The following is a 20,519-nucleotide window of genomic DNA, read 5'->3' as shown; positions in this document are numbered from 1 at the left end:
GACGGCTCAGCGCAGGGTGCGGTTCGGCGCGGTCAGGCGGATCTTGTGGACCACCGGCGCCTCGGCCACCTCGGTCCCGCCATTGCTGGCGTAGACGACATTGGACGGCGCCTGGTTGTAGATGAAGCCGTAGGTCGGATAGACCGTGCCGAACGAGCCGTTGCCGAGCGCGACCTTGACCTCGGACCAGTTGTTGTTCGGCGATACGTCGATGACCGGGACGTTGCGGCTCACGGTATCAGGGATCCAGTTGGCCTGGTCGACCAGGATTTCGCGGCTGTTGATCACCTTGGCAACGACGGCGACATGGCCGAGCGGCATGCGGCCGGTCGGGCGGAAGTTGAGCACGGCGCCATCCTCGGGGCGGTAGCCGCGGGCGTAGCGGCCGGCCGCCTCGGCCCACCAGAGGAAGGCATCGCCCTTGATGTCGATATGCGAGATTTCGCGCGCATAGGGCACGCACCAGAGATAGCTGGTGCGGCGGACGAGATGGCGCGGATAGCGATAACGCCGGACGGCCGGGCGGCGCTCGACGACGTGGCGGACGACGACGTGATGTTCCACGCGCGGATGCTCGACGTGACGGTAGACCACATGGCGCACCGGGGCGCGGTGCTCGACGATGTGGCGCGCGACGACGTGATGATCGACGACATGGCGGACGGGGGCGCGGTGGACCGGCTCATGCCGGTAGACGACATGGTGGATGGGGGCGTGGCGCACCGGTTCGTGGTGGTAGACGACGTGGCGCACGGGCGATTTCACCCGGTGGACGACGCGCGCGGGAGCGGTATGTTCCGTCTTTGCATGGCCGACATGCGCGAGAAGGAAGGCAACGAAAACGCCGCCGCAAATCCGTGATGTTTCCTTCAATCGCGTAACGCCTGCCCACATGCCCCGTTCGCCTTCTTGTTCCGCGCGCCCCTTCCGGACACAAAAAAACCACAATCCAATCAAGCCAATGCCGGATTTTGCTCAGTCAGCGCAGTAACCGGACCGAGCTTTTTGCCGACTCGGGTCTTTGTTTCAAGCCACGAATGGCTTGCATTCCTGTTACGGGGGGACTGCGGTGAACGCAACCCTCGGACTGGGCAAAAATGTCACGCGCGAGGAAAATTTAATGTTTCGCGGCGACATGGGGCGGACGTTACGACGAACTTCCTAACGCCGGATGAAGATCGAGATTTCATCCGGCGCGAATGGCGGAAAATGTTTACGCGGCCGGGGTCAGCGGCAGGCGACGACCATGATCTCGACCAGGTAGCGCGGATCGGCGAGCTTCGCCTCGACGCAGGCGCGGACCGGCGCGCCGCCTTCCGGCAGCCAGGCCGACCAGACGGCGTTCATCGCGCCGCGGTCGTCGATCGATTTCAGCCAGATCTGCGCCTGCAGAAGGCGCGTGTTGTCGGTCCCATGCTGTTCGAGCAGCGCGTCGATCTGGGCGAGAACATCACGGGTCTGGGCGGTGATGTCGCCGGCCGGGTCCGCCGCGACCACGCCCTGGGTGTAGACGAAGCCATGATATTCGACGGCTTTCGAGAGGATTTCGTTCGCTTCGGTGCGGATGATGCGGCTCATGAGGGTCTCCGGGACGGAATGGCGGCAGCCGGCGGCGGCCGTGCGCTGTTCTATCTGCGCGGCCGCGTGGGGCGCAAGCCACGGCGATGACGCTGGACAAGCCGGCGGGTGGATCGGTAGTATTCAACCTTGGCGAGTATCTGAGATGGAGTTTTTCTCCTTTTGCTTGAAAAACTATTCCGCGCGATGCGCCGGCACGGCGGCGAGCCATTCCCGGAAGCGGCCCCGCTTCCGGGGCGGCGCGGGATGGCGGAGCGCGGCGGGTTCGACCACGCGCCGGCGGCCGATGCGCCCTTCTCCAGCACCGGGCCGCAGGGCCATCGCGGCCGGATGCGCGAGAAGCTGCTCGGCCGCGGCGCCGAGGCGCTGGCCGATTACGAGCTGCTGGAAATGCTGCTCTTCCTCGCCTTCAAGAAGGGCGACACCAAGCCGCTCGCCAAGGCGCTGATCAACCGGTTCGGCTCCTATGCCGCCGTGCTCGCCGCCGAGCCGGACGCGCTGTTCGCGACACCGGGGCTCGGGCAGCACAGCGTGGCGGCGATCAAGCTCGTGCAGGCCTCGGCCATCCGCCTTGCCCGCGCGGAGCTGGCGGACGCGCCGGTGCTGAACAACTGGGAGCGGCTGATCGATCACCTCACCATCGCGATGGCGCGCGAGCCGGTGGAGCAGTTCCGCGTGATCTATCTCGACAACCGCAACCGGCTGCTCGCCGACGAGGTGGCCTCGCGCGGGACGGTGAACCATACCCAGGTCTATGTGCGCGAGGTGGTGCGGCGGGCGATCGAGACACGGGCGACGGCGCTCATCCTCGTTCACAACCACCCGAGCGGCGACCCCTCCCCCTCGCGCGACGACGTCGAGATGACGCGGGAGGTGCAGCGCGCCGTCGCCCTGCTCGACATCACGCTGCATGACCATGTCATCATCGGCAAGGCGGGGTGGCTGAGCTTCCGCCGCGAGGGATTCCTCTCCGGGGCGGCGGCGTGAGCATCACCCGCATCCAGAGCTTCGCCTTCGCCGGGATCGAGGCGCAGCCGGTCGAGGTGCAGGTGCAGATCGCCGCCGGGCTGCCGGTGTTTCTCGTCGTCGGGCTGGCCGACAAGGCGGTGGCGGAATCGCGGGAGCGGGTGCGCGCGGCGCTGACCGCGATGGGACTCGCGCTGCCGGCGAAGCGCATCCTCGTGAACCTTGCCCCGGCGGACCTGCAGAAGGAGGGCAGCCATTTCGACCTGCCGATCGCGCTCGGCGTGCTGACCGCGATGGACGTGCTGCCGGCGGAGGAGATGGCGCGGTTCGCGGCGATCGGCGAGCTGTCGCTCGACGGGCGGCTGGCGCCGGTGGCCGGGGTGTTGCCGGCGGCGATTGCCGCGGGGGCGCGCGATCTCGGCCTGATCTGCCCCGCGGCGCAGGGGCCGGAAGCGGGCTGGGCCGGCGAGATCGGTGTGCTGGCGCCGGCCGACCTGCTCGCGCTGATCAACCATTTCCGCGGCGAGGCGCTGCTGGAGCCGCCGCCGCGCGGGCGGTTCCAGGCACCTTCGCGCCAGCCGGACCTCGCCGATGTGCGGGGGATGGACGGGGCGCGGCGCGCCCTCGAGATCGCCGCGGCGGGGCAGCACAACCTGCTGATGATCGGCGCGCCGGGGGGCGGAAAGTCGATGCTGGCGGCGCGGCTGCCTGGGCTGCTGCCCGATCTGACGCCGCGCGAGGCGCTGGAGGTCAGCATGGTTCACTCGGTCGCCGGGCTGCTGAGCGAGGGGCGGCTGGTGACGCGGCCGCCGTTTCGCGAGCCGCACCACTCGGCGAGCATGGCGGCGATCGCCGGCGGCGGCAACCGGGCGCGGCCGGGCGAGATTTCGCTGGCGCATCGGGGCGTGCTGTTCCTCGACGAGTTTCCGGAATTTCCGCGCGCGGCACTGGAGGCGCTGCGCCAGCCGCTGGAGACCGGGCGGACCACGGTGGCGCGGGCGGCGGCGCATGTCACCTATCCGGCGCGGTTCCAGCTGGTCGCGGCGATGAATCCGTGCCGCTGCGGCCACCTGTTCGATGCCGCCCGCGCCTGCGGCCGCGCGCCGCGCTGCGGGGAGGACTATCAGGGGCGGATCAGCGGACCGCTGCTCGACCGCATCGATCTCGTGGTGGAGATCGCGCCGGCGAGTCCGGCGGAGCTGATGCGCGCACCGCCGGGCGAGCGGAGCGAGACCGTGGCCGCGCGGGTGGCGGCATGCCGGGCGATCCAGCGCGCGCGGCAGGGCGAGGGCGTGGGCAACGCGGACCTCGCCGGCGACGCGATCGCGCTCGATGAAGGGGCGCGGGCGCTGGCGGAACAGGCGGCGGACCGGCTGCACCTCTCGGCGCGGGGGCTGACGCGCATCCTGCGGGTGGCCCGGACCATCGCCGACCTGGCCGGCGTGGACGTGGTGCGGCGGGAGCATGTCGCCGAGGCGATCGCCTATCGGCATCGCCAGCCCGGCCGGGCGGCGCCGGCGCGGCGGCTGGCGGCACAGGCGGGGGACTGAGCGGTTTCGGATCCGGACGGATCGGATGCGATGATCCTCTCCGATGACTAACCAAGCATCCTCATCCGAACGGATGATTTCGTCTGCCCGGATGGTGCTCCAACGACGATGGGCAGGGCCGGGCCGACGCATCGCACGGTCCGGGGGACTGCGTTACCCGAGTGTATGAGCTGGCACCAACAATAAACTTGCACCGGCAACATTCGATGGATTAAAGAAGGTTAACTGCGGCGATTTACTGTATTTATCTTTAGATATAATATAATTTTTGAGGTGTTTCATCATGTCCGGACAGGAAACTTTCACATATACCTTTACCGACGGTTCATATACAGACACGGTCAACGTGACGATCTCGACAACGATCGCCACGATCACCAACCCCATGAATATCGGTGTCGTTAGCGGCGAGGGGTATCCCGTCTTGTCGATCAGCGGGACCTGGGAAGGCAACACAATCACCGGGATGGTCGGAAACAGCGGGCAAGTTCAGTTGCTCCACGGCGTACTTTTCGACAACGCGATTTTCCCGGGCACGACGTCCGGCGGCGGCTACGGCCCCGGCGGAGGTAATGGCAATACGCAGGGACTCGATGTACACGGGCTGGAATTCAGTGTTTCCGGCGGTATCGAACAGACTGACGTAAATGTCTTTACGCAGCAGGGTGTATTCTATGACATACAAGATCCGAATGATAACCAAATCCAAATTACGTTCGATGGCGTGACGCCCTCCTTGTCGTCGCTTGGTTCGAATGCCTGTTTTGCCGAGGGCACCCGGATTGCGACGACGCGCGGTGACGTCCCGGTGGAGGAACTGGCGAAGGGAGACGCCGTCCTCCTGCATGGCGGCGGGACGGCGCCCGTGGTGTGGATCGGACATCGCACGATCGAACCGGGTCGCCATGCGAGGCCCAACGCGGTGCAGCCGGTGCTGATCGGCGCTCATGCGATTGCGGATAACGTGCCGGCGCGCGACCTCGTCGTTTCGCCGGATCACGCCTTCTATTTCAACGGCGCGCTCATCCCGGCGAAAGCGCTCGTCAACGGCATGACGATCCGGCAGGTCGAGCGGCGCAGCGTCACCTATTACCATGTCGAACTGCCGGCGCACGCGATCCTGCTGGCCGAGAACATGCCGGCGGAAAGCTACCTTGAGACCGGCAACCGCCAGGCCTTCGAAAATGGCGGTGCCGCCATCGCCCTGCATCCGGAGTTCGCGCAGCCGCTGCGCGAGGCGGCAAGCTGCGCCCCCTTCGCCGAGCATGGCGCGATCGTCGAGCAGGTCCGGACGCAGATCCTCGAGCGCGCGGGACTCGAGACGACGGACGACGCGCAGCTTCGCGTCGAGTACCGCGCCGACGGCGCGGCGATCATCACGTCGCGCAGCGCGGTTCCCGCCGAGGTGACGCCCGATCCGCGCGACCGCCGCCGGCTCGGCGTCAAGATCGGCGGTTTGATGGCGGGCGACGAACCGGTGGCGCTCGATCACCCGGCACTGGCCGAAGGGTGGCACGGCGTGGAAGCCGATGGCCGCTGGACCGATGGCGCGGCGCTGGTGCCGGCGAGCTTGCTCAAGGGCCGCGTTCTGACCGTGACGCCGCTGAAAGCCGGTCTGCGCTATCCGGTGATGCAGCAGGCGGCAGAGACCAGGCTGACGGCCTGACCGCATCCCGCCCCTCGCCCGGAACGGGGTAAGGGGCGGGCTGAGCGTCGGCCCCGTGGTCCGGGTGCGCGGATGTCAGGATGCGCTGGCGGAAAACGCCGCGCGGAGGGCGCTGAGCCGGGCGGCGCCCATCGAGAGCTTGCGGATGCCGGCCTCGACCAGGAGGCGGGCGGTCGACGGATCGCCGGCGGCTTCGCCGCAGACGGAAACGGGGACCGCCCCGGCATCGCGGCAGACCCGGGCGCAGAGGCCGATGACCGCCGGATGGCCGGCATCGGCGAAGCCGGGGAGATCCTTGTGGCCGCGATCGGCGGCGAGGACGTATTGCGTGAGATCGTTGGTGCCGATCGAAAAGAAGTCGCTCGCCGCCAGCAGGTCCGGCACGGTGAGGGCGGCGGCGGGCACCTCGATCATCGCGCCGAGCGGCGGCGGCTCGCAGCCGACATCGCGCGCGGCGGCGGCGAGCAGGTCGCGTATAGCGCGCAACTCGGCGGCGAAGGTGACCATCGGGACCATGATCCGCAGGTCGTGCCCGGCGCCGGCGCGCAGCAGGGCGCGCAGATGGGCGGCGCAGAAATCCGGCCGGCGGAGCAGCGCGCGCACGCCGCGCACGCCGAGGGCGGGGTTTTCCTCCGACGCCAGGGCGAGGAAGGGCACCGGCTTGTCCGCCCCGGCATCGAGCAGGCGGACCACGACCGGACGGCCCCGGAACGGCGCGATCATCGCGCCGACGCGGGCTTCCTGCTCGTCCTCGCCCGGCATGTCGGCGCGGCCGAGGAAGAGCATCTCGGTGCGGGCGAGGCCGACGCCGAAGGCGCCGGCGCGGGCGGCGGCGGCGGCATCGGCGGGGCCGGCGACATTCGCCCAGAATTCGAGCGCCTCGCCGCCGGGAAGGATGACGGAGGCCGGGCCCGGCGCGAGGAGGTCGGCGGCGCGGAAGCGGGCTTCGGTCGCGGCGTCGGGCTCGGCGACGAATTCGCCGGTCGCGCCGTCGAAGGCGGCGCGGGACGGCGGCGGATCGAGCGCGACGCCGCCCAGGGCGGGAATGCCGGCGGCGCGGAGCAGGATCGCGGCGTGGCTGGTGGGGCCGCCGCGCCGGTCGAGCACGCCGAGGATGGTGGGCGGCAGGCTCGCGGCCTCGGCGGCGGTGAGTTCGTCCACCACGATGATCGCGGGCTTGGCCGGCAGGTCGAGGCCGAAGCCGCCGAGCAGTTCGCGGAGCACGGCATCGCCGGCCTCGCGCAGGTCGCGCGCGCGGGCGCGGAGATAGGGGTCGTCGAGCGCCTCGTGGCTGGCGGCGGCGGCGGCGATGGCGTCGCGCCAGGCGGCGGCCTCGTGGCGGCCATCCGCCTCGATCGCGGCGCGGGCGGGGCCGATCAGCGCCGGGTCGGCGAGCAGGGCGGCCTGGGCGGCGAGGATCGGGTTGCCGGCGAGCGCGGCGCGGGCGGCGGCCAGCGCTTCATCGAGCCGGGCCAGCGCCGCAGCGCGGTCCGCCACCGTGGTTTCGGGCACCGCCGGCCGGGCGCGGCCGACGGCGACGACCGGGCCGGCGGCGCGGCCGGGGGACATCGGCACGAATCCGCCGGATGACGCTTTCGACGGGGTTTCGGCGTGGGGTTCCGCCGGGCGCTCGGCGAGGATGGCGGCGAGGGCGGCGGCGGCGGGTTCGGCCTCGGGGCCGGAGGCCTCGATCGTCACCTCCGCGCCGCCCTTCGCGCCGAGCGCCATCAGCGCGGTCGGGCTGTCGAGCGGGGCGACGCGGCCGTTGTGGCGGAGGCGCAGCGTGGCGTCGAACCGGGCGGCGGCCTCGACACAGCGCGCGGCGGGGCGGAGATGCAGGCCGTTCGGATCGGCCAGCGTGACCGCGCGGGTGAGCGTGGCGGCTGGCGACGGCGGCGCGGCGTGTTCTTGGGTGCCGAGCGCATCCTGTTTCGGCGCGAGCCCGGCCAGCGCCTCGGCGGCGACGCGGTCGGCGGCCTGCCCGGCGGCGGCCGCCACACCCGCCGCCAGCGCGCCCTCGACGAACGGGGCCGGGGCGAGGTGAAGCCGGGCGCGCAGGGCATCGTCCGCGAGGTCGCGCGCCATTTCGGCGCTGAGCACGGCGCTGCCGAGATCCATCAGCACGACGATGCCCTCGCAGCCGGCCAGTTCCTCGCAGGCGGCGAGGATGGCGAGCGGGTCGGTGCCGAGTTCGGCATGGTCCGGCCCGGCGCCGGCGGCGATGGCGAGGGCGAGGCGGTCGCCGGTCATCTGCCGGACGAGTTCGGCGGTGGCGCGGGCCAGCGCCGCGCTGTGGGAGACGAGCAGGAGGCCGGTTGCCATGACGCCGCGCGCCGGGGCCGCTCAGCCGGCGGCTTCGGCGAGGGCGGCGAGCAGCATCGCCGACGAGGTCGCCCCCGGATCGACATGGCCGATCGCGCGTTCGCCGAGATAGGAGGCGCGGCCCTTGCGGGCGACCAGCGGGGCGGTGGCCTCGGCGCCCTCCCGCGCGGCGGCGGCCGAGCGGGCGAGCGCCTCGGGCAGGCTGGCCGCCGCTTCGAGGGCGGCGACGGCGGGGGTGAGCGCGTCGATCATCGTCTTGTCGCCGGGGGCCGCCTTGCCGCGGGCGACCACGCCGGCGACGCCAGCGGCAAGCACACCGTGCCAGCCGGCGGCGTCGAGCGTGGCGCGGCCGGCGGCGGCCTTGGCCATCTCGACGAAGAGGGTGCCGTAGAGCGGGCCGGAGGCGCCGCCGACGGTGCCGATCAGCGTCATGCCGACGCTGCGGAACAGCGCCGCCGGATCGGCGGGCGTGCCGAGCTTCGCCATGACGGCCTTGAAGCCGCGGGCGAGGTTGGCGCCGTGATCGCCATCGCCGATCGCGGCGTCGAGATCGGAGAGGTAGCCCTGCTGCGCCTCGATCGCGGCGGCGGCGCGGCCGAGCCAGGCGGTGAGGAGCGGAACGTCGAGCTGGTCGGCCATGCGCAATCCCCCCTGCCCGCCTCAGGCGCCCCAGCGCAGCGCCGGGGTGACGACCGGCGCGTCCCAATGACGGATCATGTCGTCGGTCAGGCGCAGCAGGGTGATCGAGGTGCCGGCCATCTCGAGGCTGGTCATGTAGGGGCCGACCAGCGAGCGCGCGACCGTCAGCCCGTGGCGTCGGGCGATCTCCGCGGCCTTGCGGTAGAGGATGTAGAGCTCGACCAGCGGCGTGCCGCCGAGGCCGTTGACGAAGAGCAGCACCTTGTCGCCCTGGCGGAACGGCAGGTCGGCGAGGATGGGTTCCATCAGCATTTCGGCCACACGGTCGGCCGGTTCGATGGGGATGCGCTTGCGGCCGGGCTCGCCATGGATGCCGATGCCGTATTCCATCTCGCCCTCGCCGAGGGTGAAGCTCGGCTTGCCGGCATGCGGCACGGTGCAGGGGCTGAGCGCGACGCCCATCGAGCGGGCGGCGCCGTTCACCTCGCGGCAGAGGGCGGCGACGCTGGCGAGGTCGGCGCCGGCCTCGGCGGCACCGCCGCAGATCTTCTCGGCGAGGATCGTGGCGCCGACGCCGCGGCGGCCGGCGGTGTAGAGACTGTCCTGCACCGCCACATCGTCATCGATCACGACGGCGGCGACGTCGAGCCCCTCCTCCTTCGCGAGGTCGGCGGCCATCTCGAAGTTCAGCACGTCGCCGGTGTAGTTCTTCACGATGTGCAGCACGCCGGCGCCGCCATCGACCGCCCTGGTGGCGGCGAGCATCTGGTCCGGCGTCGGGCTGGTGAAGACCGCGCCGGGGCAGGCGGCATCGAGCATGCCGCGGCCGACGAAACCGCCATGCATCGGCTCGTGACCGGAGCCACCGCCGGAGAGCAGCGCCACCTTGCCGCGCACCGGGGCATCGGCGCGGGTGATGAAATCGGGATCGGTGTGGACGCGGATCAGATCGGGATGCGCGGCGGCCATGCCGGCCAGCGCCTCGGCCACCACGTTTTCCGGCGCGTTGATGAATTTTTTCATGAAATCGTCCCCCGTATTGGCATTCTTGATGGAAAGGCGCGGCTGGCGGGCCCCGGAGAACGCGGACGAAGAACCGGATACGGGACCGGCGCGCCCCATCGGCGATGGGGGCGCGCCGGCAACGTTAGTCGAGGCGTCGGGCGATGGCGAGTCCCGGCCGGGACCCGGTCAGACCATGTCGGCGGTCAGCGCGTCCTCCGGAATGGCGCCGCGCAGCAGGCAGGGGGCGGCGAAGAGCGCGCGGCTGGCGGCACCCCGCAGCGTCATCGCCGCGACGATCACCCAGAGGGCGGCGAGGCTCGCCGTCATCGCCACGGCGGCGATGTGGAACAGGGCGAGGTGGGTCTGCCCGGCGAGGGCGAAGGTGGTGGCGGCGTAGACGCCGAGCGGGAAGGTGAAGCCCCACCAGCCGAGATTGAACGGAATGCCGCCGCGCAGGTAGCGCAGGGTTGCGAGCACCGCGAAGGCGAGCCACCAGACGCCGTAACCCCAGAGGATGACGCCGCCGATCAGGCCAATGCCGCGCGCCGCGTCGGCGAGCCCCGGCAGGCCGAGCGGGGCGAGCGCGCCCTGCGCATCGGCGCCGAGCAGGAGCAGGCCGAGCGCGCCGGTGCCGATCGGCCCCAAAGTGAGCCAGGACGAGGGCGCCATGTCGCGATGCGGCAGGCGGTGCAGCACGAGGCGGAGCAGCAGGACCGCGACGATGCCGAGCGCGACCGGCACCGAATAGGCCCAGAGGGCGTAGGACAGGATGTCGACCAGCAGGGCGAGATGCGGGTTGCCGAGATGCGGGACGATCTGCGCGCCGCTCGCCGCCGCGACCTCGGCGGCGACGACCGGCAGCAGCCAGACCGCCGTCATCCTCTCGATCGCGTGGTCCTGGCGGATGACCATCAGGAAGGGCACGCCGATGCCGATGACGAGCGACAGCGCCACATCCGCCCACCAGAGCGCGGTGGCGATGCCGACCGCTTCCGGCCCGAGCGGGGCGAGGCCGAAGGCGATGAAACCGTTGATGATGGTGGCGAGGCCCATCGGGATGGTGCCGAGGAACATCGACATCACCGAATGGCCGAAGATGCGCGCGGCCTCCCGCGGGTAGAGCAGCCAGCGCGCGGCGTAGAGCAGGGTGAAGAGGGCGAACAGCGCGATGTTCAGCAGCCAGAGCGCCATCGCCGGGCGATGCAGGCCGGGCAGCTGGTTGAGGTCGAGCGCGAGGATGCCGGTGCCCATCGTCGCGGCGAACCAGTTCGGCGTGAACTGGCGCACGATGGCGAGCAGGTCGGTGCGGCGGGCGTGAATGAAACGGGCGAAGCCTTGGGTGAGCATGGAAGCCTCCAGATGAATGCCGGGGGACGGAGCGGAGCCCGCGCGCCGGCGTTGCGTCTTTAATGGGGCCTTGGCGGATGATCTTCTATACAGATTGGATTGATTGAATTGATCGTATGAAGTGAACATTTGCGCGCTCCCCTCGCCGAAAGGCGGAGCGCGATTGCGCCGAACGGATGATCGCGGCTTGAGCGGGATCATCGGCATGTCGCGCGCCGGCGGGCAGGCTGGGGGCCGTCCCGCAACCGGGAGGCCGGATCATGGACCGCCAGCTGCTCGACTTCACCCGCCGGGCCCTCGCCGCCGGCGCGGCGCGCGCGGAGATTGCCGCGGCCCTGCGCGCGGCCGGCTGGCAGGACGCCGATATCGGCGAGGCGCTGCACGCCTTCGCCGAGGTTCCGTTTCCGGTGCCGGTGCCGCGGGCGCAGCCCTATCTCTCGGCGCGCGAGGTGTTCGTCTACCTGGTGGTGTTCGTGGCGCTCTATACCGCCGCCTACAATGCGGGCGCCCTCGCCTTTCACCTGATCGACCACGCCTTTCCCCGGCGGATCGGCAGCCGGATTTATGTAAGCGCCACGCTGCTGCGGGACATCAGGTGGAACATCTCGGCGATCCTGGTCGCCTACCCGGTCTTCGTCGTGCTGTTCCGCCGGATCAACCGGGCGATCGCGCGGGACCCGGCGCGGCGGGGATCGCGGCCGCGCCAGTGGCTGACCTACCTCACGCTGTTCATCACCGCGCTATGGCTGGCCGGCGACGTGATGGCGCTGATCTACAACGCGCTGGGCGGCGAACTGGCGGTGGCGACCCTGCTGAAGCTCGCGACGGTGGCGGTGATCGCCGGCGGCATGTTCGGCTATTTCCTGCGCGACGCGCGTGAGGCGGCGGCGCCATGAGGCCGGGCGGCGCCAGCCTGTTCGCGGGCAGCCTCGGACTCGCCGCGCTGTTGCTGGTGATCGCGGGGTTTCTCGTGATCGGCTCGCCGGAGCATATCCGCCGGCAGCAGGCCGACCAGATGCGCAGCCTGCAACTCGGGATACTGTCGGGCGAGATCGCCGCCTACCGGCGCGGCCACGGCGCGCTGCCGCAACGGCTCGAGGAGCTGGAGCCATCCCCCGGCTATGGCGCGGTGCCGCTGACCGATCCGGAGGGCATCCCCTTCGAATACAGCGTGACCGGGACCGACAGCTACGAACTCTGCGCGCATTTCGCGCTCTCGACGCTGGACGAGCGGGCCAGCCAGGAGGCGGGGTTCCAGCATCCGGTCTTCGGCCGGCACGCCAGCGGGCGGCAATGCTTCAGCCTGCATGCGACGGCGGCGGGCCAGAAGTGAGGCGGCGCTACAGCGCGTCGAAGTCGACGGTGACGCGCGGCGTAAGCGGACGGGATTGGCAGGTGAGGATGAAGCCGGCAGCGGTTTCCCACGGCTCCAGCGCGTAGTTCACGGCCATGTCGGCCTCGCCATCGGCGAGGCGGGCGCGGCAGGTGGAGCACATGCCGCCCTTGCAGGCGAAGGGCATGTCGAGCCCGGCGCGGAGCGCGGCGTCGAGGATCGTCTCGCCCTCGGCCACCGGCACCTCGCGGCGCTTGCCGTCGAGGATGATGGCGGCGCGATGGGCGGACGGGGCGCCGGGCGCGACCGGCGGGCGCGGACGGCCGCCTTCGGCGGAGACGAAACGCTCGGTGTGAAGGCGCGCGGGGGGCAGGCCGAATTCGGCGAGGACGCCGGCGACGTCGTCGATCATCGTGGCGGGTCCGCAGACATGGGCATGGGCGATCTCGGCCGGCGGCACCATGGCGGGCAGCAGGCGGCGCACGCGCGCGCCGTCGAGCCGCCCGTTCAGCACGGGAAGATCCTGTTCCTCGCGCGACAGCACGTGCAGCACCGAGACGCGGCCGAGATGGCGGTCCTTCAGCGCGGCCAGCTCGGCGCGGAACAGCGCGTCGGCGCCGGTGCGGTTGCCGTAGAAGAAGTGAAAGCGGCTCGCGGGCGAGGCGGCCAGCACGGCGCGGGCGACCGGCAGCACCGGGGTGATGCCGGACCCGGCGCAGAAGGCGACATGCAGGCCGGCGGGATCGGCCAGGGCGGCGGCGCCGAAGCGGCCGGTCGGCGTCATCACGTCGATCGGGTCGCCCGGCCGCAGCGCCTCGTTCACCCAGGTGGAGAAGCGCCCGCCATCGACACGCCGGACCGCGATGCGCATCTCGCCATCCTCCGGCACCGTGCAGATCGAATAGGAGCGGCGCAGTTCCTCGCCCGCGATCGTCGCGCGCAGGGTGAGATACTGGCCGGGGGCGAAGCGGTAGGCGCCGGCGAGCGCCGGCGGCACCGCGAAGGACAGCGAGACGGTGTCCGCCGTTTCGCGCCGGAGATCGGCCACGCGGAGGCGGTGGAATTTCGGCGCGGCGGCGGGTTCGGTCAGTGGCATTTGAAATGCTCGAAGGGCTCGCGGCAGGCGCGGCAGCGCCAGAGCGCCTTGCAGGCGGTAGCGCCGAAGGGGGCGAGCTCCTCGGTTTCGGCGCTGCCGCATCGCGGGCAGGGCAGCGGCAAGGCGGCGAAGCGCGGGCGGCGCGCGGCGGCTTCCGGCGGCGGGGCGATGCCGTATTCGCGCAGCGCGCGCCGCGCCGCGGCGGTCATGAAATCGGTCGTCCAGGCGGGCGAGAGCACGGTATTCACGCGCGGCCGGCCGAAACCGGCGGCCTCGACGGCGCGGATGATTCCGGCGGCGATCTCGGCCATCGCCGGGCAGCCGGAATAGGTCGGCGTGATGTCGATCTCCGCCGTGCCGCCGACGATGCGGACATCGCGGAGAATGCCGAGATCGGCGATGGTGAGCACCGGCAGTTCGGGATCGGGCACGGCGCCGGCGACGCGGCGCAGGCGGGCGAGGGACGGCTCGGGCGCGCTCACCACGAGGCTCCGGGATAGCTGCGCTGGAGATGCTGCATTTCGGCGAGCAGCCGGCCGAGATGCTCGGAATGCCGGCCCTGGCGGCCGCCCTTCTGCATCCAGCCGGACTCGGGCAGGGCGAGCGTGGCCTCGGCGAGGATCTCGGCGAGGGCGGCGCGCCAGGGGTCGCGCAGGGCGGCCGGATCGGGGGCGATGCCCGCCTCGACCAGCGCGGCCTCGTCCGGCTCGGCCGCGAACATCTCGCCGGTGAACGGCCAGAGCGCCTCGACCGCCGCCGCGGCACGGGCATGGCTTTCCGCCGTGCCGTCGCCCAGGCGGATCAGCCATTCCGCCGCGTGGCGCAGGTGGTAGGCGGTTTCCTTTTCGGCCCGCGCGGCGAGGGCGGCCAGCGTGGGATCGGCCGAGCCGGCGAGCGCCCGCCACCAGAGATCGGCGAAGGCGGAGAAAAACACCTGGCGCGCGATGGTGACCGCGAAATCGCCGTTCGGCTGTTCGACCAGCAGCAGGTTGCCGAAGGCGCGCTCGGGCCGGAGATAGGCGAAATCGTCCTCGTCGTGGCCGGCCGCCTCGACATCGGCGGCGTAGGCGTAGAGCGCGCGGGCCTGGCCGATGAGGTCGAGCGCGATGTTCGCCAGCGCCATCTCCTCCTCCATGCTGGGCGCGCGGCCGCACCATTCGGACAGGCGATGGCCGAGGATCAGCGCGTCGTCCGCCCGGCGGAGCAGGAAACGGACCAGCGGGGTCTCGCGGACGGTGATGGAGGTGGTGGACATCGGGCTCTCCGGGCGCGGCGTGCCGGCCGTCACATGTGGCCGACCTCGTCGGGCACCTCGTAGAAGGTCGGGTGGCGGTAGATCTTCGAGTCGGCGGGCTCGAACAGCATGCCGGCCTCGGCCGGGTCCGAGGCGGTGATGGCGGCGGAGGGCACCACCCAGATCGACAGGCCCTCGCCGCGGCGGGTGAAGAGATCGCGCGCGGCCTGGAGCGCCAGGGTGGCGTCGGCCGCGTGCAGCGAGCCGGCGTGGCGATGGGCGAGGCCGTTGCGGCTGCGGATGAAGACTTCCCAGAGCGGCGTCGGCGTTTCCGGCATCGTCCCGTCCTCAGGCGGCTTCCGCGCGGGCGCGGCGGGCGGCGAAGGCGAGGGCGGCCTCGCGCACCCAGGCGCCATCCTCATGCGCCTGGCGGCGGGCGGCGAGGCGCTCGCGGTTGCACGGGCCGTTGCCGGCGATGACCTGGCGGAACTCCTCCCAGTCGATCGCGCCGTGCTCCCAATGGCCGGTGGCTTCATCGTAGCGCAGCGCGGGATCGGGGATCGACAGGCCGAGGACGTGCGCCTGCGGCACCGTGGCGTCGACGAACTTGCGGCGCAGTTCGTCGTTCGAGAAGCGCTTGATCTTCCAGCGCATCGAGCTGTCGGAATGGGCGCTGGCGGCATCCGGCGGGCCGAACATCATCAGGCTCGGCCACCACCAGCGGTTCAGCGCGTCCTGCGCCATCTCGCGCTGCTCCGCCGTGCCGCGCGCGAGGGTGAGCATGATCTCGTAGCCCTGGCGCTGGTGGAAGGATTCCTCCTTGCAGACGCGGATCATGGCGCGCGCGTAGGGCCCGTAGGAACAGCGGCAGAGCGGGATCTGGTTCATGATCGCGGCGCCGTCGACCAGCCAGCCGATCGCGCCGATATCGGCCCAGCTCAGCGTCGGGTAGTTGAAGATCGAGGAATATTTCGCGCGGCCGGCGAGAAGCTGGTCGACCAGTTCCTCGCGCGTGGCGCCGAGGGTTTCGGCGGCGGCGTAGAGATAGAGCCCGTGGCCGCATTCGTCCTGCACCTTGGCGAGCAGGGCGGCCTTGCGGCGCAGCGTGGGGGCGCGGGTGATCCAGTTGCCCTCGGGCTGCATGCCGATGATCTCGGAATGGGCGTGCTGGGAGATCTGCCGCGTCAGCGTGCGCCGGTAGGCGGCGGGCATGAAATCGTTCGGCTCGATCCGTTCATCGGCGTCGATCCGCGCCTGGAAGCGGGCGAGCCTGTCGGCATCCTCGGGCGCGGCGGACGCGGATTCGGAAGGCTGGTTCAGGGCCTGGGTATACATCGGGACGTCCTCGGTCAGCGCCTTTCGGCGCGTTTCGGGGATATATATCACATAATTTTCAGGCTCAAGAATATTCTGTGATATGTCGTCCCGATCTCCGGTTCAGGCCGCGGGGTCGAGCACCGCCTCGGGCGTGCGCGCGCCGGTCATGTAGGCGACGGCGTCGGACATCGAATGCGTCTTCGGGTCGATCACGCAGAGCCGGCGGCCGAGACGATGGATGTGGACGCGGTCCGCCACCTCGAAGACATGCGGCATGTTGTGGCTGATCAGGATGATGGGGATGCCGCGGGCCTTCACGTCGAGGATGAGTTCGAGCACGCGGCGGGATTCCTTGACGCCGAGGGCGGCGGTCGGCTCGTCGAGGATGATGACCTTGGAGCCGAAGGCGGCGGCGCGGGCGACGGCGACGCCCTGGCGCTGGCCGCCGGAGAGGGTTTCCACCGCCTGGTTGATGTTCTGGATCGTCATCAGCCCGAGATCGGAGAGTTTCTGGCGGGCGATGCGCTGCATCTCGGCATGGTCGAGCTTGCGGAAGACCTTGCCGAGCAGGCCCGGCTTGCGCAGTTCGCGGCCCATGAACATGTTGTCGGCGATCGACAGGCCGGGCGCCATCGCGAGCGTCTGGTAGACGGTCTCGATGCCGGCGGCGCGGGCGGCGATCGGCGAGGCAAAGCGCACCGGCCGGCCCTCGAGTTGGATCTCGCCCTCGTCGACCTGGATGGCGCCGGAAAGCGCCTTGATCAGCGAGGACTTGCCGGCGCCGTTGTCGCCGATGACGGCGAGGATCTCGCCCGGATGAAGGTCGAAATCGCAATGGTCGAGCGCCGTGACCCGGCCATACCGCTTGACGAGGCCACGCGCCTTGAGAACGGGTTCCATCACACCGCCGCCTTTCTGATCCACTGGTCCACCGCGACCGCGACGATGATCAGCGCGCCGATCATCAGGTAGGTCCATTGCGGGTCGGTGCCATACATGTTGAGCCCGAGGGTGAAGACGCCGACGATCATGGCGCCGAAGATCATGCCGAGGATCGAGCCGCGGCCGCCGAACAGCGAGATGCCGCCGATCACCACCGCGGTGATGCTGTTGATGTTCTCGAACTGGCCGGAATTCGGCGAGATCGCGCCGATGCGGCCGATCAGCGCCCAGCCGGCGATGGCGCAGACGAGGCCGGAGAGCGTGTAGACGCCGATCAGCATCCGCCGCACGTTCACCCCCGCCAGGGCCGCGGCATCGGGATCGTCGCCCACGGCGTAGACGTGCCGCCCCCAGGCGGTGTGCCGCAGCACATAGGCGAAGAGCAGGACGAGGCCGATCATCAGCACGACGCCATAGGTGAAGGTGGCGCCGTTGGCGCCGCCGATCACGAAGGTGTTGCCGAGATACTGCAGCAACGGCGCCTTCAGCGAGATCTGCGCCGCGCCGATCGTCTGGTTGCCGGAATAGAGGTAGTTCGCCGCCAGCACGATCTGCCACATGCCGAGGGTGACGATGAAGGGCGGCAGCTTCATGCGGGCGACCAGCACGCCGTTGCACCAGCCGACCGCGGCGCCGAAGGCGAAGCCACAGAGAATCGAGACCTCGGCGGGCAGGCCGTAACTGAAGGAACACTGGCCCATCAGCACCGAGGACAGCACCATGATGGCGCCGACCGAAAGATCGATCCCGGCGGTGAGCACGACGAGCGCCTGGGCGACACCGACGATGCCGGTGATGGTCACCTGCTGGAGGATCAGCGTCAGCGCATAGGCCGAGAAGAACCGGTGGCCGACCAGGATGCCGAAGCCGAGCAGGGAGACCAGCAGCACGATGAGCGGCGCGAGCCAGGGGGTTTCGTGCAGCAGCTGCTGCAGCCGCTCCAGCGGCGTCTTGCGGTGGCTGAATTCGGCGACCGCCTCCGATCCGGCGGTCACGATGGCCGCCTCGAAGGTGATCTCGGTGCGCTCGTTGCTCGACATGGCGTCTGCTCCATGACCGCGCCGGGAGCGCCGGCGCGGCAGTCGAAGAGGGCGGGCGGCGCCATGCACCGCCCGGGATCACGCAAGGGGCTCAGTTGCCCCAGCAGAGTTTGGCGCCCTGCGCCGGCGTGATCGAGGGAACGCCGGGAACCGGATGCGCGGTGATCAGGTTGGTGCCGGTGTTGAAGAAATCCTTGCCGGCGCTGGCCTGCGGCTTCTTGCCCGTCTTGGCGAAGGTGACGATCGCCTTGACGCCGAGGGCCGCCATCTTCAGCGGATATTGCTGCGAGTCGGCGGCGATGATGCCCTGCTTCACGCCGTCGACGCCGGTGCAGCTGCCATCGATCGCGACGATGGTGACCTTGCCCGCCTTGCCGACCGATTTCAGCGCCTGGTAGGCGCCGAAGGCCGCCGGCTCGTTGATGGCGTAGACGAGGTTGATGTTCGGGTTGCGGGCGAGCAGCGTTTCCATGCCCTTCTGGCCGCCCTCTTCCGATCCGCCGGTCTCGACATGGCCGACGATGCGCGGGTCGGGCACGTTGAACGTTTCCGGATTCTTGATCTTGTCACCGAAGCCGGCGAGGAAGCCGTGGTCGCGCTCGACATCGACGGTGGGGTGCGAGATCGACAGGTCGAGCATCGCGATCTTCGCGTCCTTCGCCTTGGCGCCGAGATGCTTGCGGGCCCAGCGGCCGATCAGCTCGCCGGCCTCGAAATTGTCGGTGGCGAAGGTCATGTCGGCGGCGCTGGTCGGGCTCAGCGCGGTATCCAGCGCGATCACCAGCAGCCCGGCCTTGCGCGCCTTCTCGACGGTGGGAACGATCGCCTTGGTGTCGGACGGGGTGATCAGGATGCCCTTGGCATGATCGGCGATGCAGCTCTCGATGGCGGCGACCTGGGACTGGTTGTCGCCGTCGTACTTGCCGGCATAGGTCTTGAGATCGACGCCGAGCTTCTTCGCTTCCGCCAGCGCGCCCTTGCGCATGGTGACGAAATAGGGGTTGGAGTCGGTCTTGGTGATGAGGCAGGCGCGGATCGGCGCGGCCTGGGCGGTGGCGGCGAAGCCGGCGATCGCGCCGACCGCGGCCAGCGCGATCGCCGCCTTCTGCGTGAAGCTCTTCCTGTTGGTCATTCTGGTCTCCTTTTTTTCTCAGCGTGGCCCGGCGCGGTCGGCCGGCGGGGTCCGGTCATCGGCCGGATGGCGGCCAAGGCGATGGGCGCGCCACGATGCCGCCGGCGCGATGCGTCGACACTCGCGGCGATCCCGCGAACGGACATGCAGGGATGCGGGCTGGCAGGGCGGGGTGCGCCGTCAATCGTTCCTCCTCGGTCTTGTTTTTGTCTTCCTGTCTTCGGACGTGAAAAGATTCCGGAAACAGAAAACGTTTTCATGGTCGTTTTAGGTTGTCACGCCGCCGCGATCAAGAAATTTCTGCTGGCTCAAATAAAATTTTTGCTGCTCCGCCCAACGGCCAGAATCGCGATGACCAGAGATCGCACCGGAAACAGCAAAAGTTGGAAAACGATTTCAGGCTTTTGCGCGCGAAGCCGCCGGGTTGCGGGAGATCGCGCGCGAGGCGTCAATGAGCGGTGCCGGGCGGGTCAGGTCGACCAGTTGCGCGCGAAATCGCCGTAGAGCGACAGGCCGCCGCAGGCATAGAGCGTCTGGCCGGTGACGTAGCTCGCCTCGTCCGACAGCAGGAAGGCGGCGACCGCGGCGATTTCCGCGGCCTCGGCCGGGCGGCCCATCGGGATGTGCGCCTCGACCACGCGCCGGCGCTCGGGATCGCCGGTCCAGCCGGCGTTCATCGGCGTGACCGTGGCGCCGGGACCGACCGCGTTCACCCGCACGCCGCGCCCGGCGAATTCGAGCGCGAGCGTGCGGGTGAGGTTGCCGATGCCGCCCTTCGCCGCCGAATAGGACAGGAAGCCGGGCTTTGGCACGATTTCGTGAACCGAGGAGATATTCAGGATCGCGCCCGACCCGCGCTGCGCCATATGGCCGATGACCCGCGAGGAGAGATGGGCGACGGCCAGCAGGTCGACCGCGATGACGCGGTCGAACCGGTCCATGTCGAGCGCGTCGCTCGGCTGTTCGACCTGGATGCCGGCATTGTTGACGAGGAGCGAAAGATGGCCGGCTCGCGCGATGGCGCGCGCCGCGACCGCCTCCATCGCGGCGCGGTCGGCGACATCCGCCGCCTCGGCGTGATGGCTGGCCCCGGGGCCGGCGCGGCGGAGTTCGGCGAGCGTGTCCGCCGCCGCATCGTCGCCGGGCAGATGGGTGAAGGTGACCGACGCCCCCTCCGCCGCAAGGCGCAACGCGATCGCCCGGCCGATGCCGGACGCCCCGCCGGTGACGAGGGCGAAGCGGCCCGCGAAACGCGCGGCCTGCCCTTGTGCCGAATCTGCCTTTGTCATGCCGACGTCCTCCCGCGCATGAGTGGTGTCCGGCGACGTTAGTCCGCGCCCCGCACGCCGACC

The 20,519-nt window shown here is 70.3% G+C and carries 21 protein-coding genes; 6 read left to right on the top strand and 15 right to left on the bottom strand.

Translation table 11 applies throughout. From position 1 onward, the window contains the following. Positions 1-6 precede the first annotated feature (6 nt). A complete protein-coding gene (locus ACRY_RS20285; RefSeq protein WP_231295289.1) occupies positions 7-564 on the bottom strand; it encodes a CHAP domain-containing protein in 558 nt (185 codons plus the stop codon). On the opposite strand from ACRY_RS20285, the gene ACRY_RS20280 reads away from it, so the two are divergent. Beyond that, complete coding sequence (locus ACRY_RS20280; RefSeq protein WP_231295288.1) at positions 538-861, top strand: hypothetical protein; 324 nt, start codon at positions 538-540, stop codon at positions 859-861. The genes ACRY_RS20285 and ACRY_RS20280 overlap by 27 nt on opposite strands. A 366-nt stretch (positions 862-1,227) precedes the next feature. Here ACRY_RS20280 and ACRY_RS15605 read toward each other — a convergent pair whose 3' ends face one another. Further along, entirely contained in the window at positions 1,228-1,578 is a 351-nt protein-coding gene (locus tag ACRY_RS15605) for a RidA family protein (protein WP_007422784.1), read from the bottom strand. Positions 1,579-1,764: 186 nt separating this feature from the next. Here ACRY_RS15605 and radC point away from each other — a divergent pair, with 186 nt between their 5' ends. The 3 genes from radC to ACRY_RS15590 all read left to right on the top strand — a co-directional run bounded on the left by radC (position 1,765) and on the right by ACRY_RS15590 (position 5,760). Then, on the top strand, positions 1,765-2,565 hold the full coding sequence (gene radC, locus ACRY_RS15600) for a RadC family protein (protein ID WP_043509237.1): 801 nt from the start codon (positions 1,765-1,767) through the stop codon (positions 2,563-2,565). Beyond that, positions 2,562-4,094 (top strand): YifB family Mg chelatase-like AAA ATPase, encoded by a 1,533-nt coding sequence (locus ACRY_RS15595; RefSeq protein WP_012040185.1) that lies wholly within the window; start codon positions 2,562-2,564, stop codon positions 4,092-4,094. The genes radC and ACRY_RS15595 overlap by 4 nt, the downstream gene beginning before the upstream one ends. A 283-nt stretch (positions 4,095-4,377) precedes the next feature. Then, a complete protein-coding gene (locus ACRY_RS15590) occupies positions 4,378-5,760 on the top strand; it encodes a Hint domain-containing protein (RefSeq protein ID WP_012040184.1) in 1,383 nt (460 codons plus the stop codon). 75 nt (positions 5,761-5,835) lie between these two features. Here ACRY_RS15590 and dhaM read toward each other — a convergent pair whose 3' ends face one another. The 4 genes from dhaM to ACRY_RS15570 form a co-directional block, all read right to left on the bottom strand. Next, complete coding sequence (gene dhaM, locus ACRY_RS15585; protein WP_012040183.1) at positions 5,836-8,082, bottom strand: dihydroxyacetone kinase phosphoryl donor subunit DhaM; 2,247 nt, start codon at positions 8,080-8,082, stop codon at positions 5,836-5,838. Between the two features lie 21 nt (positions 8,083-8,103). Next, positions 8,104-8,721, bottom strand: a complete 618-nt coding sequence (gene dhaL / locus ACRY_RS15580) for a dihydroxyacetone kinase subunit DhaL (RefSeq protein ID WP_012040182.1) — start codon at positions 8,719-8,721, stop codon at positions 8,104-8,106. Between the two features lie 21 nt (positions 8,722-8,742). Next, on the bottom strand, positions 8,743-9,744 hold the full coding sequence (gene dhaK, locus ACRY_RS15575; RefSeq protein WP_012040181.1) for a dihydroxyacetone kinase subunit DhaK: 1,002 nt from the start codon (positions 9,742-9,744) through the stop codon (positions 8,743-8,745). Between the two features lie 168 nt (positions 9,745-9,912). Next, a complete protein-coding gene (locus ACRY_RS15570; RefSeq protein ID WP_035188184.1) occupies positions 9,913-11,073 on the bottom strand; it encodes a TDT family transporter in 1,161 nt (386 codons plus the stop codon). A 260-nt stretch (positions 11,074-11,333) separates the two neighbouring features. On the opposite strand from ACRY_RS15570, the gene ACRY_RS15565 reads away from it, so the two are divergent. After that, positions 11,334-11,969: a DUF5671 domain-containing protein gene (locus ACRY_RS15565; protein ID WP_007423914.1), complete on the top strand. Its 636-nt coding sequence runs from the start codon at positions 11,334-11,336 to the stop codon at positions 11,967-11,969. Beyond that, positions 11,966-12,406 carry a hypothetical protein gene (locus tag ACRY_RS15560; RefSeq protein WP_007423913.1) on the top strand — a complete coding sequence of 147 codons (441 nt, stop codon included), beginning with the start codon at positions 11,966-11,968 and terminating at the stop codon, positions 12,404-12,406. The genes ACRY_RS15565 and ACRY_RS15560 overlap by 4 nt, the downstream gene beginning before the upstream one ends. Before the next feature lie 7 nt (positions 12,407-12,413). Here the strand turns inward: ACRY_RS15560 and paaE are convergent, their stop codons facing one another. From paaE to ACRY_RS15515, 9 genes are all read right to left on the bottom strand, one after another. Next, a complete protein-coding gene (gene paaE, locus ACRY_RS15555; RefSeq protein ID WP_012040179.1) occupies positions 12,414-13,502 on the bottom strand; it encodes a 1,2-phenylacetyl-CoA epoxidase subunit PaaE in 1,089 nt (362 codons plus the stop codon). Beyond that, a complete protein-coding gene (paaD, locus tag ACRY_RS15550) occupies positions 13,493-13,984 on the bottom strand; it encodes a 1,2-phenylacetyl-CoA epoxidase subunit PaaD (protein ID WP_012040178.1) in 492 nt (163 codons plus the stop codon). The genes paaE and paaD overlap by 10 nt, the downstream gene beginning before the upstream one ends. Then, positions 13,981-14,757: a 1,2-phenylacetyl-CoA epoxidase subunit PaaC gene (paaC, locus tag ACRY_RS15545; RefSeq protein WP_043509236.1), complete on the bottom strand. Its 777-nt coding sequence runs from the start codon at positions 14,755-14,757 to the stop codon at positions 13,981-13,983. The genes paaD and paaC overlap by 4 nt, the downstream gene beginning before the upstream one ends. Positions 14,758-14,786: 29 nt before the next feature. Next, complete coding sequence (gene paaB / locus ACRY_RS15540; protein ID WP_007423426.1) at positions 14,787-15,074, bottom strand: 1,2-phenylacetyl-CoA epoxidase subunit PaaB; 288 nt, start codon at positions 15,072-15,074, stop codon at positions 14,787-14,789. 10 nt (positions 15,075-15,084) lie between these two features. After that, complete coding sequence (gene paaA / locus ACRY_RS15535) at positions 15,085-16,071, bottom strand: 1,2-phenylacetyl-CoA epoxidase subunit PaaA (RefSeq protein ID WP_043509371.1); 987 nt, start codon at positions 16,069-16,071, stop codon at positions 15,085-15,087. Positions 16,072-16,173: 102 nt separating this feature from the next. Next, complete coding sequence (locus ACRY_RS15530) at positions 16,174-16,953, bottom strand: ATP-binding cassette domain-containing protein (RefSeq protein WP_013640904.1); 780 nt, start codon at positions 16,951-16,953, stop codon at positions 16,174-16,176. After that, positions 16,953-18,035, bottom strand: coding sequence for an ABC transporter permease (locus tag ACRY_RS15525; protein ID WP_007423423.1), 1,083 nt, complete (start codon positions 18,033-18,035; stop codon positions 16,953-16,955). Before ACRY_RS15525 ends, ACRY_RS15530 begins: the two co-directional genes overlap by 1 nt. Before the next feature lie 91 nt (positions 18,036-18,126). Beyond that, positions 18,127-19,167 (bottom strand): substrate-binding domain-containing protein, encoded by a 1,041-nt coding sequence (locus ACRY_RS15520; protein WP_007423421.1) that lies wholly within the window; start codon positions 19,165-19,167, stop codon positions 18,127-18,129. Positions 19,168-19,637: 470 nt separating this feature from the next. After that, positions 19,638-20,456, bottom strand: a complete 819-nt coding sequence (locus ACRY_RS15515; protein ID WP_012040174.1) for an SDR family oxidoreductase — start codon at positions 20,454-20,456, stop codon at positions 19,638-19,640. Positions 20,457-20,519 lie beyond the last annotated feature (63 nt).

The sequence above is a fragment of the Acidiphilium cryptum JF-5 genome (assembly GCF_000016725.1).
In the GTDB taxonomy this organism is placed as follows: domain Bacteria; phylum Pseudomonadota; class Alphaproteobacteria; order Acetobacterales; family Acetobacteraceae; genus Acidiphilium; species Acidiphilium multivorum.
This window is presented reverse-complemented; position numbering and strand designations above follow the sequence as displayed.